The organism is Streptomyces sp. YS-3 (assembly GCF_045257485.1).
In the GTDB taxonomy this organism is placed as follows: domain Bacteria; phylum Actinomycetota; class Actinomycetes; order Streptomycetales; family Streptomycetaceae; genus Streptomyces.
The window spans coordinates 1-15575 of record NZ_JBJHPC010000112.1 but is presented as its reverse complement, the minus strand read 5'-3'; the positions used below and the strand labels follow the sequence as shown (position 1 = coordinate 15575).

Here is a 15575-nt window from a genome sequence, read left to right as displayed (position 1 = left end):
GGGGTGGCGAGGGCGGGGGAGCTCATGACGCCTCCGGTCGTACGGCGACGGTCAGCCCGGCCAGGACCTCGGCCGCGGCGGCGCGCACCTGTGCGGCGTCGACGGAGTCCAGGGCCGCGAGCTCCGCGGCCAGCGACCACTCGGCGGTACCGGCCCGGCTGCGCTGGGCGACCATGCGCAGGTGGTCCAGCGGCGACTCGCTGTCCAGGATCAGCCGCATCCGGGCCTGTCGGCGGGCGGCCTCCAGGTCCTCCGGGTCGGGGCCGGCCGACGCCAGCTCGGTCAGCAGGTCGCGCACGATGCCCACGACGGTCTCGCCGTTGCCCGGCTCGACACCGACCAGCACCCGCCACGCCCCGGCCTCCTGGTAGCCGCGGTCCCAGCACGCGAACGAGTAGGCCAGTCCGGCCTGGTTGCGCAGTCTGCGGTAGAGCGGGGACGAGGGGCTGTCGCCGAGGAGTTGGGCCAGGACCGCGAAGCGGCGGCGGCCGGGGTCGCCGGCCGCAGCGGAGCGGGCGCCGACGCAGACCCAGCCGTACTCGTCGGGCCAGTCGACGGCGGAGTCCGGGGCGAGCGGCGGCAGGGCCCGGGCGGGAGCCGGGACGGCGGTGGGTGCGACGGTCCGCCCCAGCCCGTCCAGCCGCGGCAGCCGGGGCCCGACCACCACCAGCGTCATGGCGCTGGTGAGGAACCTGGTGCGGTGTCCCTCCTGTACGTCGGCGAGGGTGAGCCGGCGGATCTGCCCGACATCGCCGCCGACCGGCCGGCCCAGCGGATGGCCGGGGAAGAGCCGGGCCAGGAAGGCGTCCTGCACGACGTCGCCCGGGTCGGCCTGCGCCGCGGCGAGCTCCTGGAGGACCGCGTCGCGCTCGGTGTCCAGCACCGCGTCGGTCAACTCCGGCCGCAGCACGGCCTGGTGCAGCAGCCGGGCCACCGCGTCGGCGTCGTCGGCGTGCACCTGGGCGTAGAAGAGCATGATGTCGAGGCCGGTCTCGGCGTTGGCGTTGCCGCCGAGGCGCTCCACCTGCTCGCAGAACGAGGGGCGCCCGTCCAGCGGGGCCGACATCAGGGTGTGCTCCAGCAGATGGGCGAGGCCGCCGTGCTCCGCCGGGTCGTCGCGGGAGCCGTAGCGGACGGCGAGGCAGACGCTGGTCGTGCGCAGCCGCTCGTCCAGCAGCGCGATCGTCGGCAGTGCGGAAGGTACGACGACGGTGGTCGAGGGCGGCATCTCGGCCTTTCCATGGGTTTCTCTGACGGTTTCGCGAGGAGAGACAAAGCAGGGCGGAGCAAGTGCTCCGCCCTGCTTTTATGAGCGGAAATTACCGCTGCTTCGTCGACGTCTTGTCCAGACGCGGACGGAGCGAGACCTTGTGAGCGCGCATTTTCGTTTCCTCCCTTCTCGTTCTCGTTCGGTCGGGGGTGCCCCAGAAACATATGGGCATCAAAAACGCCGGGTCAAGCCCGGATCGAAGGGCATCGTGGATTTTCTCCGCGCATAGATAATTCGTTGATGAGGCGTATATGCGAGGCCGTTTCGACGTAGATCAGCGGTATATGGCGGCTTGCCAGGCTGGGCTGCTCACCAGCAGATGAGAGGGGTTCGGCCAGCCATGACCGACCAGTTGCCGATGGCAGGCAAAAGCGCCCTGATAACCGGTGCGGGTTCCGGGATCGGCCGATCGATAGCCTGGGGCCTGGCCCGGTCCGGTGCCCGTGTGGTCCTCAACGACCGGGACTGGAGCAGTACGGCCGGCCGCCGCCGGGAAAAGGAGACCCGGGAATACCTGGACGGTCTCGGCGCCGACTACCGCCTCATCGAGGCGGATGTGTCCTCGGAAGGCGCGGTGAAGGACATGTTCCAGCTCGCGCTGAGCGGAACGGACTCCCTCGACTTTCTGGTCAACAATGCGGGCGAGCAGCTCCCCTCGGCTGCTCACCTCCAGTCCCTGGCGGATTTCTCGCGGGTCCTCGACACCAATCTGGTCGGCGCGTTCCTGTGCGCCAGGACGGCGCTGGACCACTTCGTCAGTACCGGCGTCCGCGGGGCGGTCCTGAACATCACGAGCGTCCACGAGACGGTCCCCAAGCCGGGGTTCGCCAGCTACGCGGCGAGCAAGGCGGCGCTGCGGATGCTCACCGCCACCCTGGCCCTGGAGTACGCGCGCCACGGCATCCGGGTCAACGCCATCGGCCCCGGCGCCATCGACACGGAGATGAACCGGGACTGGGTCGCCGACCGGGAGAAGAAGGCCCGAGCCGAGGCGCGCATCCCGCTGGGCCGGATCGGGGAGCCCGACGAGGTGGCCGGGCTCGCCCTGTTCCTGCTGTCGGACGCCGCCCGCTACATCACCGGGCAGTCGGTCCTCATCGACGGTGGACTGAGCCTGCACACCGACTTCCAGCAGGACTGGACCTCATGAGCGGCCACCGGCCCCCCGCGGGCCCGCACAGCCCCGTCCGGACCCGGGTCATCGCTCTCGACGGCGCCGACAACTCCGGCAAGACCACCCAGCTCAGACTGCTGCGCCGGGCGACCGGCGACGAGGTGGGCGTCGGCGGGGGCGTCCACCACTACCTGCCGCGCTGGCCGGAGCTCACCGGCGCCGAACTGGCCCACTGGTGGTTCACCGAGTCACGCAGCGAGGAACTGGTCGGACTGCTCCTCGAAGGCTACGCCCGGCGGCTGGACGCGCTCACCGGCCGGCACCCCTGGGTCATCCTCGACCGCGGTCTGGCCACCGTCGAGGCCGGCTGCGTCGCCTCCGTGATGCTCAAGGACGGCCGCTCGGCGCGGGACGCGGAGGCCCTGGTCGCGGGCGTCCGCGCCGAGGTCCTGGGCGACCGGGCCCCCGAGGCGTACAGCGTGCTGCTGTCCCTGGGCCCGGCCGCCGACGGCGCCGCGCTCAGCGTCGGACGGGAGCGCGTCGCGGACGAGCGGTACCGGCGCTACCAGCACCTGCTGCACACCGCGCTCGAAACCCGCCGCTCCCGCCACGACGCGGTCATCGAGGCGGACCGGGCCGCGATCGTCGACGTACAGAACCAGCTCCGCGCCGAGCTGGCCCAAGTGGGCCTCCACACCCGGCCCTTGCTGGAGGACGTCCGGCACGTCGTCGGTCTCGGGGGCCTGTCGGAGAGCGGCAAGAGCAGCGCGGGCGAGTATCTGCGCCGCCGGTTCGGCACCACCCGGCTGAAGCTGGGGTACCTCGTCGACCTGGCCGCCGCCCGGCACGGCCTCGCGACGCCGTACGAGGAGGAGCCCGCGCTGCTGGCCGAACTGGTGGTCGACGAGCTGGACCGGTATGCCCGCGCGCACTACTACCTGCTCGACTACACCATCGAGAGCCTGCACCGGCCCGGGCTGACCCGGGAGCTGAAGCGGCTCATCGGGGAGCGGCTCAGCGTGGTCTACCTGGACGCCGCGGCGCCCGTCCGGGCCCGGCGCTCGCTCGTCGACCCCGCCGCCCTGGCCCGCAACGACGAGGTGAAGCTCTCCCGGGGAGCCGACGAGATCGCGGGGGAGTGCGACCTCCTCATCGACAACACCGGCCCCCGCCCCGGTCTGGAACTCGCGCTGGACCGGCTGATGACCGGCGCCGACGCGTCCCCGGCCGCGGCGTCCCTGCGGATGGCCGGTCCCCTGGAGCTGCCGGCCCCGATGGCGCTGCGCCGGGCCGCGGCCACCACCTTGACGGGACTCCGGGCCGCGCTGGGCGAGCGGCTGCTGCTGTTCGTCGTGGCGGGCAGCGTCGGCTTCGGCACCGCCGACCCCGAACTGAGCGACCTCGACGTCCTGGTCGGCGTCGAGGCCGGCACCACCGCCGACCTCGCCGGCGCACTGGCGCGGCTGCGCGGCGAGCTGGAGGTGAAACTCGGCGTCACCGTCCTGACCCGCCACGAGCTGCTGCTCCAGCGCTGTGATTCACGGACCTTCAGCACCCTGCACTCGCTCAAGCAGGGCCGGATCGGCTGCCAGTACGTCAGCGACGACCTTGAACTGCCGGACTTCGGCGCCCCCCAGCGCCATCAGCAGACCGTCCAGTACCTGGCGAGGACCCTGCACGAACTCCGGCGCCCGCTGCTGGGCGTCGAGACGAGCCCCTACGCCCTGTACAAGACGGTGCTGAACGCCGCCAAGATGCTGCTCCGGCTCGCCGGCGTCGAGGAGACCGACCCGAGCGCCATCTCGGCCCTCTTCGACCGGATGTTCCCCGCCCCGGACCGGGCCAGGATCCCGGGCCGGGCGGAGTACCGGGAGATGGGGCGCGAGGAGATCGCGGCGGTCGCCGCGTCCGTCCTGGAGTGGTTCGAACGGTATCTGGCCGCCGACCCCGCGCCCGTCGCCCCGGTCCGCCCTCCCCGGACACACCGTACGACCGTAGGAGTACCACTGTGAAGATCGACGACGACGTTCCCGGGCCCGCCGAGGTGGTCCGGCCCTACCCCCGCCTGGCGCCGGTGCGCAACATCGGCCCGGCAGCCGCCGAGGCGGTGGCGCCGGGACGGCTCATCGCGCTGGAAGGACCCGACGGGGCGGGCAAGACCACGCAGATCGAACTGCTGAAGGCGGCGCTGACCGAGGACGGCTGGTCCGTACGGGTCTGCGCGTTCATCAGGAACCCGCTCATCTGGCACGCCAAGGCGCGCGGCAAGTACGACAACTGGGACCCGTACACCATGGCGCTCCTGTACGCGGCCTCGCTCACCGACCTCGTCAACCGCGAGGTGCTGCCCCACCTCGCCTCGGGCGGCGTGGTCATCATGGACCGCTACCTCTACTCCGTCATCGGCCGCTCGGAGGCCCGCGGCTGCGACCGGCAGTGGCTGAGCGCCCTGCTGGCCCCGGCCACGCTGCCGCACCGCACCCTGCATCTGCGCACCCCGGTCGCCGAGTGCTTCGACCGCAAGGCGGCCCTGGCGCCGACCTTCTCGTACTGGGAGTGCGGGGTGGACCTGCACGGCGACGACGCACTGCGCTTCGCCGGGCCCAAGGAGGCCTACCGCGACAGCTTCCTCGTCTACCAGCAGCGCGTCCAGGACATCGTCGGGGACCTGCTGAAGGACGCCGACGCGCTCGGTCTGCCGGGAGCCGAGCGGGAGACGACGGCGGCCCGGGCCGCGGCCTGGGTGCGCGCGGGCCTGGCCGGGTCCCCGTGACCGCGCCCGCGACCGCGCTCTCCCTGCGGCAGCTGCTCACCGAGCGGGCCGGGGCGCGGGACTGGGCGGGCGTCGAGGCGCTCAGCGGGGTCGAGGTGCTCCCCCCGCCGCCGGGCCCGCCGGGCTCCCGCGCCCCCGCCTGGCGGCACGCGCTGACGTCCTGGGGCTACCTGATCACCGGGGTGAGCGAGCTGAAGAACTCGACCTGCGGCTTCGCCCAGCGCGGCGGCCGGCCGCACTTCTTCAAGTACGTACGCGCCCAGAACGCCGTCGCCGAACTGGCCGGCTATCTGGAGTTCGGCGCCGCCGGCAACCGGGTGCCCACCCTGCTGTCCCTGCTGCGCACGGACGCGGGGACGGTCCTGGTGTACGAGTACCTGCCCTCCATGGGGCTCGGCCGCGGCACCCTCTTCGACCTGCTGTGCCGGGCGGAACGGGCCGGGACGCTGCTGCCCGAGCACGAGGTCGGGCCGCTGCTCGACCGTATCCGCGCGAACTGCGCCCGGCGGACCGTGCGTTCGTCCTCGCCTATCGACGCCTTCTTCGCCCGCCGCGTCGGAGAACGGCTGATTCCCTGGTACGTCGAGCGCCGGCGGCCGTGGCTGGACCAGACGGTGGTGGTCAACGGGGTGCCGCAGCCGGTGACGATGCGGCAGTGCCTGGAGGGCACCGCGGCGTACTTCGACGGCCTCGGCGCGCGCGACTGCGTGCTGTCCCAGGGAGATTTCAGCGAGACCAATGTGGGCCGGGGCGCGGTTTTCGTCGATCTGAGCAACGCCGGGCACAACGATGTGCGGGGCGAGCTCGCGACCGCCTTCTGGTCGCTCTTCCTCGGCGGCGGATACCTGTTCCCGAAGTACCATCCGGCCGCCTACCGGTGGCGGGAGGAACCCTTCGCGGACGCCGCCCCGCTGTGCTCCGCACACCTGGACCCGCGCACCGCGACCCTCCGCGTGGACGTCGCCCACCGGCTCTCGCCCGCCCGCGCGGACCTGCTCCACCGGCTGCTGGACGTGTTCGCCGAGACCTGCGGCCCCGACGTCCTCGACCGCCGGCTCGCCCCCTATCTGGTGATGCGGGCGGTCGGCGTCCTCGACCTCGACACCCTCGACCCCGCCGACCGGGCCGTGTGCACCGCCCTGGCCCTGCACCTCTGGAACGGGCGCGACGACCTCGGTACCGTCCTGCGCACACTGATCGATCATGGGAGAACCCGATGAAGTCCCGGGCCGTGGCCATCGTCCGACAGGGCGACGCCGTACTGCTGATCCACCGCCGCAAGGACGGGGCGGAGTACCACACCCTGCCGGGCGGGGGAGTCGAGGAGGGCGAGACACCCGAACAGGCCTGTGTGCGCGAACTGGCCGAGGAGACCGGCCTGTCGGCGGACGTGGCCTCGCATCTGCTCACCCTCGACAACGCGGGCCGCACCGAGCACTACTTCGTGATGGGCCCGGCCACCGGCACCCCTCGCCTGGGCGGCCCGGAGAGCGAGCGGGACCGCGCCGGCAACCGGTACCGGCTCGTGTGGGTGCCCCTGACCGAGGTGGCGTCCGCCGGGGTGAAACCGGCCGCCATAGTGCCTCACCTGGTCGAACTCCCGGCAACGTAGGATGTCCCTCCGTTTACCGGTTCGCGCCAGACCCCTGGAGACCAGCGGCCGGTGAGAGTTGTGCGCGTGCACGCCCGGGGGAACTGTGGAATTCTTCGTGCTCGGATCCGTGGGCATACACATCGACGGGGCCGTCGTGCCCGGCGGCCCGCCCCAGCAGCAGGCCACCCTCGCGGCCCTGGCCCTCCGATCCGGTCACGTCGTTCCCCTGCACGAGCTGATGAGTGCCGTGTGGGGCGAGACGGCACCCGGCTCCGCCGTGATGATCCTGCGTACGTACGTCTGGCGGCTGCGCAAGATCCTGGAGAGCGGCGGCTGCGATCCGCAGACGCTGGCCTCCGTCAACGACGGCTACCGCCTCGCCGTGCCGCCCGCCTCGGTCGACGCCTTCCGAGCCGAGCGGCTGGCGGCCGACGCGGCACGCGCGGGCGAGGCCGGACGTCTCGACGAGGCTGCCGCCCGGCTCACCGAGGCGGTGGCGCTGTGGCGCGGCGAACCGCTGGCGGGCGTGCCGGGGCCGTTCGCCGAGCAGCAGCGCTCGCGGCTGTCGGAGCTGCGCCGGCAACTGCTGGAGGAACGTTTCGCCCTCGACCTCTCGCTGGGGCGGCACACCCAGGTCATCCCGGAGCTCACCGCGTTCATCGGCGAACAGCCGCTGCGGGAGCGGCCCTACGGCTTCCTGATGCGCGCGCTGTACGCCGCCGGGCGCCAGGGCGACGCGCTGGCGGTGTTCGGTTCGGCGCGCGAGGTGCTCGCGGCCGAGCTGGGCCTGGACCCCGGCCCCGAACTGCGCGCACTGCACCAGCGCATGCTGGCCGGAGACGCCGAACTGGCCGCTCCCGCCCCGGCGCCCGTCGTGGCGCCGCCCGCCCGGGAAGAGCCCGTGGACGCCGTGGCCGCGGCGCCCGTGCCGCGTCCGGCGCAACTCCCGGCCGACATCGCCGACTTCAGCGGCCGGGCCGACACGCTCGTCGCGCTGGGCGAGGCCCTCACCGACCGGGACCGCACCGCCCTGGCCGTCGCCACGGTCAGCGGAATGGGCGGCATCGGCAAGAGCGCACTGGCCCTGCGGGTGGCCCACCGCGTGAAGGAGGAGTTCCCCGACGGCCAGCTCTACGCGGACCTGCGCGGCACGGGCGCGGACGCGGCCGACCCCGGCGTGGTCCTCGCCAGCTTCCTGTCCGCGCTCGGTGTGCCCCGCCCCGAGGTACCGGGCTCGGTGGAGGACCGCGCCCGCCTCTTCCGTACGGTCCTCGACGGACGCAGGGTCCTGCTGCTGCTCGACGACGCCCGCGACACCGCGCAGGTCAAGCCGCTGCTGCCGGGCGCGGTGCACTGCGCGGTCGTGGTGACCAGCCGCGCCCACCTCTCCGGGGTGCCCTCCGGCACCCATGTGCAGCTCACCGAGTTCAGCCCGCAGGAGGCCCTGTCCCTGCTGCGGCACATCGTCGGCGCCCACCGGATCGACCAGGAGGAGCCCGCGGCGGTCGCCCTGGTCGGCGCCTGCGCCCATCTGCCGCTGGCGGTGCGCATCGTGGCCGCGAGGCTGGCCGCCCGGCCGGGCTGGACGGTGGCGTACCTGCTGGCCCGGCTGGCCGACGAACGGCGCCGGCTGAGCGAACTGCGGGCCGACGACCTGGCCGTCTCCGCCGTCTTCGAGCTCGGCTACCGCCAGCTGACGGGGCCGCAGGCGAGGGTGTTCCGCTCGCTGGCCCCGGTCGCCTGGCCGAGTATCGGTCTGTCCGCCGCGGCGGCGGCACTGGGACTGGGGGAGCCGGAGACCGAAACCCTGCTGGAAGCGCTGGTGGACGCCGCGCTGCTGGAGTCGCCGGAGGCGGGCCGCTACCGCTACCACGACCTGGGCCGGGACTTCGCGCTGCATCTGCCCCGGCCGGAGCCCGAGCGGGCGGCCGGGACGGACGCCCTGGTGGAGCGCAGGCTGCTGAGCCATCTGCTGCGGATGGCGGCCGAGGCGTTCCAGCGGATGGTGCCCGGCGACCCGGTGCACGGCACGATCCACGTGGTGAGCGGGGAGCCGGGGGAGCAGCGGCTCGCGACCCTGGGGCAGGCGCGCGCCTGGGTGGTGGCGGAGTTCGACTGCGCCCTGCACGCCGTCCAGCTCCTGGTCGCGCGGGGCGAGGGCGCGGACCCCGAGCTGCTGACGGTGGCGGCGGACCTGCTGGTGGCCCTCAGCTCCTTCGGCCAGGACATCCCGTACGGCCGGATGGCCCTCACCGCACGCTCGCTGGCCGATCTCTCGGCGCTGCACGGCAACCACCACGCGGCCGGACGCGCCCACTTCATCTGCGGCAACGCCGCACTCCAGGCGACCCAGCTGTCCCAGGCCCGGGCCGAGTCCCAGCTCGCCGCCGAGGCCTGCCGACGGGCCGGGGACCGTGCCATCCTCCAGCAGGCGTACAACGACCTCGGCGTCATCGCCCAGTTCGAGCAGCGCTACGACGACGCCGCCGACCACTTCGACCAGGCCCTCGCCCTCGCCCATGAGCTGGGCAACCGCTCGGGCGGGCTGACCACCACCCTCAACGCCGCGCTGGCCCGCATCCGCGGGGGCAGGGCCGAGGAGGCGCTGCCCGCTTGCGACGAGGCCCTGAGCGCCCTGCGCGCGATGGCGGACCACCACGGGATCGCCCACGCGCTGTGCGTACGCGGTCAGGCGCTGCACGAACTGGGCCGGCTGCCGCAGGCGCTTATCGACTACGCGCAGTGCCTGGAGCTCTGCGAGGCCGAGGGGATCGCGGGCCGGCGGGCGCAGGCCCTGTACCGCTACGCCGAGACCCTGCGCGTGCTGGGGCGCGTGGAGTCGGCGCGGGAGGCGGCGGCCGGTGCGGTGGCCTACTTCCGGACCGTGCCCGACCGGGACCGCGACCGGGGCTACGCGCTGCTGATCCACGCCCAGGTCTGCGCCGACGCCGGCCGGCACGAACAGGCGCTGGCCCATTCGCGGGAGGCGCTGGAGGTCTTCACCCGGGCCGGGCTGCCTGAGGCGGCGCAGGCGCGGCTGCTGGTGGACGCCCTCGGAGCCGTACCGGTGTGAGCCGGGGCCCGGCCGCGTCGCGCGGCCGGGATATTTCCCCCTGCCGGCCCCGCGCTCACGCCTTGGTGTTGAACTCCTCGTGGTCGTTCTTGTGGCCCGGGTCGCCGGCCAGCGAGGTCCGTCCCGTGTCCGCCGAGTGCGTCGCCGACAGGGCCGGCGCCGTGACGGCGAGGAGCGCGGCGAGAACGGCGGGGACCAGGACGGTCAGACGGCGGGAGGCGGACTTCGGGTTGTGCTGCACGGGAGTTCCCTGTCTGTCGAAGAGGCCTACGGCTGCGACCTGGCCTGCGAGTTGTTCCGCGCAGAGTCTCGCAACGGCGCATCTATGATTCATATACGGGGCTTCGTATACGGACTTCATATACGGGCGGTCGCGGCGCGGCCCGGCGTGATCGTGGAAGCTGTCCGCATGGACGTATCCGCCGAGGACGGCACACCGAACCAAGCGGGCTACCGCCGGTCGACCGGGTCGCCGCGCGGTGAGGCCAGACGCCGTGACCTGCTCGACCGCGTCAGCGAGGACCTCGCCGCCAACGGCCTCGTCGACTTCTCCCTCCGGCGTGCCGCCCGCGCGGCGGGCACGACGCACAAGGTGCTGCTGTACTACTTCGACGGCGCCGACGACCTGCTGGCGCAGGCGGTCCTCCAACTGCGCGAGCAGCGCGTCGAACGGGCGTGGGCGGTCGCCACCGAGGGGCCCGGCCGCCGTACGCCGTCGCAGTGGGTCCGCGCGGTGTGGCCCGACCTCGTCGGTCCGCAGGCGCGCGTGCTGGAGCAGGCGATCGGGCTGGCGATGTACGACCCGGACCGCTACGGGGCACTGGCCCGGGGGGCGTCGGAGCAGTATCTGCCCGTACTGCTGGCGGTCTGTCCCGAGCACTGGTCCGCGGAGCGCGGGCGCGAGGTCGCCGAGATGGTCCTGGCGGCGCTGCGGGGATTCCTGGTGGCCGCGCGGACCAGCGACGACACCTCGGGGATCGCGGCGGGCTTCGAGGCGCTGGCCCGCGCCCTGGAGCGGGAGGAGGCCGGCTGAGCCACGCGGACGGGCAGTGGACGCCTGCGGCGGGGCGGTCAAATCCCTCCCGTGCGCGACGCGTTGATCCACGTGGACAGTATGTGAACCACGTGGTTCACTTCCTGCGTGGGGTGAGCCCCCGCCACTCGGAGGTCGGCATGAGCGTGTCCCTGGAGCGCGAGAAGGTCCGTTTCGTCAGTGGTGGCGTGGAGTGCGCCGCCTGGCACTATCCCGGGACCAACCGGGCGTGCGTGATCATGGCCGCCGGTGGTGGGGTGACCAAGGAACCCGGCACCGACCCCTTCGCCCGGCGGTTCCACGACGCCGGGTTCTCGGTCCTGGCCTTCGACTACCGGCACCTGGGGGAGAGCGGCGGCCACCCGCGCCAGGTGGTGCGGATGAAGGAGCAACTGGCCGACTGGCAGGCCGCCATCGCCTGCGCCGCGAACCTGCCGGAAGTCGCTCCGGACAGGCTGGTGATCTGGGGCTTCTCCCTTTCCGGCGGCCATGTCCTGCCGGTCGCGGCGCGCAATCCCCGGCTGGCGGCGGCGATCGCGCAGACACCGCTGGTCGACGGGCCGAAGTCGGCGCGCGGCGCGGCCCGCCATCAGAAGCCGCTCGCCGCACTGCGCACGATCGGCCGGGCCCTGCTCGACGCCCTGGGCCAGCTGGCCGGCCGTACGCCCCTGCTGGTCCCGCTCGCGGACGAGCCCGGCACCGTCGCGCTCCTCACCACACCGGACGGCCTCGACGGCGACCGGGCGCTGAACCCGGGCAACGCCTACCCCGAGTGGCGGCAAGAGATCGCGGCCCGCACCGTTCTGCGCCTGATGACCTACCGGCCCGGCCGCCACGCCGCCCGGATCACGTGCCCGCTGCTGGTCCTCGTCTGCGACCAGGACCAGTCGGCCTTCGCCCGGCCGGGCGCCGACGCGGCCGGACGCGCGCCGGCCGGGGAGCTCGTCCGGATGCCGGGCGGCCACTACGAACCCTTCCTCGGCGGCCATGAACGCGCCGTCGATGCCGAGCTCGCCTTCCTGCGCCACCACCTGCCCACCGACCCGGCGCACCGCGCCACCCCCGGCACCGAGGACGCGTCGGTCTGAGGGTTTAGCCACTTCTCACCGACCCCCCCCAGCGCCATGCCGTGGGCCGCCACCCCGGGTGATCCGGGTCTCACTCGGGCGGTGCGACTTGGCTATGCAACGAGTTGCATAGAAGGATCGCGGTATGGCGCTCGAACACGCGATCCTCGTCTCCCTGCTGGAGAAGCCGGGCTCAGGCTATGAGCTGGCCCGGCGGTTCGAGCGGTCCATCGGCTACTTCTGGACCGCGACCCACCAGCAGATCTACCGCGTGCTCAAGCGCATGGAGAGCGACGGCCTGCTCGCCGTCCGTGAGGTGGCCCAGGAGGGCCGGCCGGACAAGAAGGAGTACTCCGTCGCCGCCCCCGGCCGCGCCGCGCTCTCCCAGTGGCTGCACGAGCCGACCGAGCCCGAGAGTCTGCGGCACGACCTCGCCGTGAAGATCCGCGGCGCCACCTTCGACGACCCGGCCGCGGTGATCCAGGAGGTCGAACGCCACCGCCAGGCGCACAGCGAGCGGCTCGCCCACTACCTCGCGGGGGAGCTGCGCGACTTCACCGGCCCCGCCGCGCCCGCGCCGCTCGACACCGGTCAGGAGCTCCAGCACGCCGTGCTGCGGGGCGGTATCGCGTACGAGCGGATGACGATCGCCTGGCTCGACGACGTCCTCGCCACCGTCCGTCGGCTCTCCACCGGCTCCCCGGCCACCGACGACCACTGAACCCCCGACCGCGACCCCTCCCGAAAGGCGGACCTCCATGGCCGACGCCCTGCTGTTCAACCCGCGCACCTACGACCCGGCGCACTTCGACCCCGAGACCCGCCGGCTGCTGCGCGCCACCGTCGACTGGTTCGAGGCGCGCGGCAAGCGGCAGCTGATCGAGGACTACCGCTCCCGCGCGTGGCTCGCCGACTTCCTGGCGTTCTCCGCCAAGGAGGGCCTGTTCGCCACCTTCCTCACCCCGGCCTCCGAGGCCTCGAACGAGGACCAGCGCTGGGACACGGCCCGGATCGCGGCCCTCAACGAGATCTTCGGCTTCTACGGTCTCGACTACTGGTACGCCTGGCAGGTCACCATCCTGGGCCTCGGCCCCGTCTGGCAGAGCGACAACGCCGAAGCGCGCGCCCGCGCCGCCGAACTCCTGGCCCAGGGCGAGGTGTTCGCCTTCGGCCTGTCCGAGAAGACGCACGGCGCCGACATCTACTCCACCGACATGCTCCTGGAGCCCGACGGCGACGGCGGCTTCCGCGCCACCGGCTCCAAGTACTACATCGGCAACGGCAACGCCGCGGGTCTCGTCTCCGTCTTCGGCCGGCGCACCGACGTCGAGGGCCCGGACGGTTACGTCTTCTTCGCCGCCGACAGCCGCCATCCGGCGTACCACCTGGTGAAGAACGTCGTCGATTCCTCCAAGTACGTGAGCGAGTTCCGCCTCGCGGACTACCCGGTCACCCCGCAGGACGTCCTGCACACCGGCCGGGCCGCGTTCGACGCCGCGCTCAACACCGTCAACGTCGGCAAGTTCAACCTCTGCACCGCCTCGATCGGCATCTGCGAGCACGCGATGTACGAGGCCGTCACCCACGCGCAGAACCGCATCCTCTACGGCCGCCCCGTCACCGCGTTCCCGCACGTGCGCCGCGAGCTGACGGACGCGTACGTCCGGCTCGTCGGGATGAAGCTGTTCAGCGACCGCGCCGTCGACTACTTCCGCACCGCAGGGCCGGACGACCGCCGCTACCTCCTCTTCAACCCGATGACGAAGATGAAGGTGACCACGGAGGGCGAGAAGGTCATCGACCTGATGTGGGACGTCATCGCCGCCAAGGGCTTCGAGAAGGACAACTACTTCGCCCAGGCGGCCATCGAGATCCGCGGACTGCCCAAGCTGGAGGGCACGGTCCACGTCAACCTGGCGCTGATCCTGAAGTTCATGCGCAACCACCTGCTGGAGCCGGTCGAGTACCCGGCCGTGCCCAGCCGGCTGGACGCGGCCGACGACGACTTCCTCTTCCGGCAGGGCCCGGCCCGGGGCCTCGGTTCCGTACGTTTCCACGACTGGCGTACCGCCTACGACGCCTACGCCGAGCTGCCCAACGTCGCCCGCTTCCGCGAGCAGGCCGACGCGCTCTGCGAGTTCGTCACCACGGCCGCCCCCGACGAGGAGCAGAGCCGCGACCTCGACCTCCTCCTCGCGGTCGGCCAGCTGTTCGCGCTGGTCGTCCACGGTCAGCTGATCCTGGAGCAGGCCCGTCTGACGGACCTGGACCAGGACGTGCTGGACGAGCTGTTCGCGGTTCTCGTACGTGACTTCTCCGCGCACGCCGTGGAGCTGCACGGCAAGGACTCGGCGACCGGGGCGCAGCAGTCCTGGGCGCTCGGCGCGGTCCGCCGCCCGGTCGTGGACGAGACCCGTTCGGCGCGCGTCTGGGACCGCGTGGAGGCGCTGTCGGGGGCGTACGAGATGGCGCAGTGACCCCTGGGTGCGCCCGGCGGGCGCACTGAACCAGCGGTCTGTGTCTCGGCCCACCGGCGTATCGCCCGCCGGTGGGCCGAGCGCGTTTCCTACCCCGTATGCCCCGTGAACGGGCCGTCGGTCGTGAAGCGGCGCAACTGGCGGGCGAACGCCTCGGCCTCGCCGGGCGGCCACGAGGACAGGCTCCGCGCGATGTGCGCGGCCAGCCTTCCGCGCAGCTCCGTCACCGCGTCCCGGCCCCGCGCGGTGAGGACCAGCAACTGGGCCCGCCCGTCGTCGGGGTCCGGTTCGCGGCGTACGAGCCCGGCGGCCTCCAGACGGGAGGCGCGGCGGGTGACGCCCGAGCGGTCGATCCCGACCTCGGGGGCCAGGTCCGCCGCGCTGCGCGGCCCCGTCCGGGCCAGGGCGCTGAGCACCGGGTAGGTGACCTCGTCCAGCCCTTCGCCCAGGCCCTCGGTGAGCTGCCGGTGCAACTGTTCGCGTGTGGTGCGCCGCAGCAGAATCCCCAGCGCGTCCGCGATCTCGTGTCCCACGTCGTTGTTCACACCCGAAGAATAGCGTGCGCAACGCACGCGTTCCTGTTACGGTGTACTCATAAGCGTGCGCGGCGCACGCAAAACCTGAGAGGATCCACCATGAACCGCATCGGTATCGCCACCGCCCTCAACGATCTGCTGTTCAACCGCGGCATCACCGTGGAGGAGGCGACCGACCGCTACTTCGCCCCGGACTACCGCCAGCGCACGGACGGCGAGTGGGCCGACCGCGCCGGATTCGTCGAGCACATCACGCATCTGCGCACCGTCGTCGCCGATGGGCGGGTCACCGTGCACGACGAGCTGTACGACGGCGCCAAGTACGCCGACCGGCACACCGTCGACATCACCAAGACGGACGGCTCCACGGTGAGCATGGAGGTGTACGTGTTCGCCGACTTCGCCCCCGACGGCCGCTTCCGCCGCATCGAGGAGACCACCCTGATGCTCTCGGGAGGTGCCGGCGACCGCAACCTCGGCAGCGCGCGCTGAGACCCGCGGTCACCGGCCACGCGAGGCGGCCGAGGGGTGGACCGGTGATCTCGACGCCATCGGGACGGCAGGTCATCATGGCGAAACAATCGAAAGGATTTTTCATGCCCGACCTGCCCCAGACCCATGGATCTTCCCCCGAGGCC

At 72.6% G+C, this 15575-nt stretch carries 14 protein-coding genes; 11 read left to right on the top strand and 3 right to left on the bottom strand.

Annotated features, from left to right (window positions below):
- Positions 1 to 22: 22 nt before the first annotated feature.
- Entirely contained in the window at positions 23 to 1228 is a 1206-nt protein-coding gene (locus tag ACJA3G_RS12760; RefSeq protein WP_406553060.1) for a M16 family metallopeptidase, read from the bottom strand.
- Positions 1229 to 1589: 361 nt separating this feature from the next.
- On the opposite strand from ACJA3G_RS12760, the gene ACJA3G_RS12755 reads away from it, so the two are divergent.
- The 6 genes from ACJA3G_RS12755 (at position 1590) to ACJA3G_RS12730 (ending at position 9824) form a co-directional block, all read left to right on the top strand.
- Entirely contained in the window at positions 1590 to 2420 is an 831-nt protein-coding gene (locus ACJA3G_RS12755; protein WP_406553059.1) for a glucose 1-dehydrogenase, read from the top strand.
- The gene (locus ACJA3G_RS12750; RefSeq protein ID WP_406553058.1) at positions 2417 to 4396 is read left to right on the top strand and encodes a hypothetical protein; all 1980 of its coding nucleotides are present in this window, start codon (positions 2417 to 2419) and stop codon (positions 4394 to 4396) included. Before ACJA3G_RS12755 ends, ACJA3G_RS12750 begins: the two co-directional genes overlap by 4 nt.
- Positions 4393 to 5157: a dTMP kinase gene (locus tag ACJA3G_RS12745; protein ID WP_406553057.1), complete on the top strand. Its 765-nt coding sequence runs from the start codon at positions 4393 to 4395 to the stop codon at positions 5155 to 5157. The genes ACJA3G_RS12750 and ACJA3G_RS12745 overlap by 4 nt, the downstream gene beginning before the upstream one ends.
- Complete coding sequence (locus tag ACJA3G_RS12740; protein ID WP_406553056.1) at positions 5154 to 6377, top strand: hypothetical protein; 1224 nt, start codon at positions 5154 to 5156, stop codon at positions 6375 to 6377. The genes ACJA3G_RS12745 and ACJA3G_RS12740 overlap by 4 nt, the downstream gene beginning before the upstream one ends.
- Complete coding sequence (locus tag ACJA3G_RS12735; RefSeq protein ID WP_406553055.1) at positions 6374 to 6769, top strand: NUDIX domain-containing protein; 396 nt, start codon at positions 6374 to 6376, stop codon at positions 6767 to 6769. The genes ACJA3G_RS12740 and ACJA3G_RS12735 overlap by 4 nt, the downstream gene beginning before the upstream one ends.
- Before the next feature lie 97 nt (positions 6770 to 6866).
- Positions 6867 to 9824, top strand: coding sequence for a BTAD domain-containing putative transcriptional regulator (locus ACJA3G_RS12730; RefSeq protein ID WP_406553054.1), 2958 nt, complete (start codon positions 6867 to 6869; stop codon positions 9822 to 9824).
- 55 nt (positions 9825 to 9879) lie between these two features.
- Here the strand turns inward: ACJA3G_RS12730 and ACJA3G_RS12725 are convergent, their stop codons facing one another.
- Positions 9880 to 10065 (bottom strand): hypothetical protein, encoded by a 186-nt coding sequence (locus tag ACJA3G_RS12725; RefSeq protein ID WP_406553053.1) that lies wholly within the window; start codon positions 10063 to 10065, stop codon positions 9880 to 9882.
- Between the two features lie 168 nt (positions 10066 to 10233).
- Here ACJA3G_RS12725 and ACJA3G_RS12720 point away from each other — a divergent pair, with 168 nt between their 5' ends.
- The 4 genes from ACJA3G_RS12720 to ACJA3G_RS12705 all read left to right on the top strand — a co-directional run bounded on the left by ACJA3G_RS12720 (position 10234) and on the right by ACJA3G_RS12705 (position 14401).
- Positions 10234 to 10857, top strand: a complete 624-nt coding sequence (locus ACJA3G_RS12720; RefSeq protein ID WP_406553052.1) for a TetR/AcrR family transcriptional regulator — start codon at positions 10234 to 10236, stop codon at positions 10855 to 10857.
- A gap of 140 nt (positions 10858 to 10997) precedes the next feature.
- The gene (locus tag ACJA3G_RS12715) at positions 10998 to 11945 is read left to right on the top strand and encodes an alpha/beta hydrolase (protein ID WP_406553051.1); all 948 of its coding nucleotides are present in this window, start codon (positions 10998 to 11000) and stop codon (positions 11943 to 11945) included.
- A gap of 124 nt (positions 11946 to 12069) precedes the next feature.
- A complete protein-coding gene (locus ACJA3G_RS12710; protein ID WP_406553050.1) occupies positions 12070 to 12645 on the top strand; it encodes a PadR family transcriptional regulator in 576 nt (191 codons plus the stop codon).
- A 37-nt stretch (positions 12646 to 12682) separates the two neighbouring features.
- Entirely contained in the window at positions 12683 to 14401 is a 1719-nt protein-coding gene (locus ACJA3G_RS12705; RefSeq protein WP_406553049.1) for an acyl-CoA dehydrogenase family protein, read from the top strand.
- A gap of 89 nt (positions 14402 to 14490) precedes the next feature.
- Here ACJA3G_RS12705 and ACJA3G_RS12700 read toward each other — a convergent pair whose 3' ends face one another.
- Positions 14491 to 14946: a MarR family winged helix-turn-helix transcriptional regulator gene (locus ACJA3G_RS12700; RefSeq protein WP_406553048.1), complete on the bottom strand. Its 456-nt coding sequence runs from the start codon at positions 14944 to 14946 to the stop codon at positions 14491 to 14493.
- Positions 14947 to 15036: 90 nt separating this feature from the next.
- On the opposite strand from ACJA3G_RS12700, the gene ACJA3G_RS12695 reads away from it, so the two are divergent.
- The gene (locus ACJA3G_RS12695) at positions 15037 to 15429 is read left to right on the top strand and encodes a nuclear transport factor 2 family protein (protein ID WP_406553047.1); all 393 of its coding nucleotides are present in this window, start codon (positions 15037 to 15039) and stop codon (positions 15427 to 15429) included.
- Positions 15430 to 15575 lie beyond the last annotated feature (146 nt).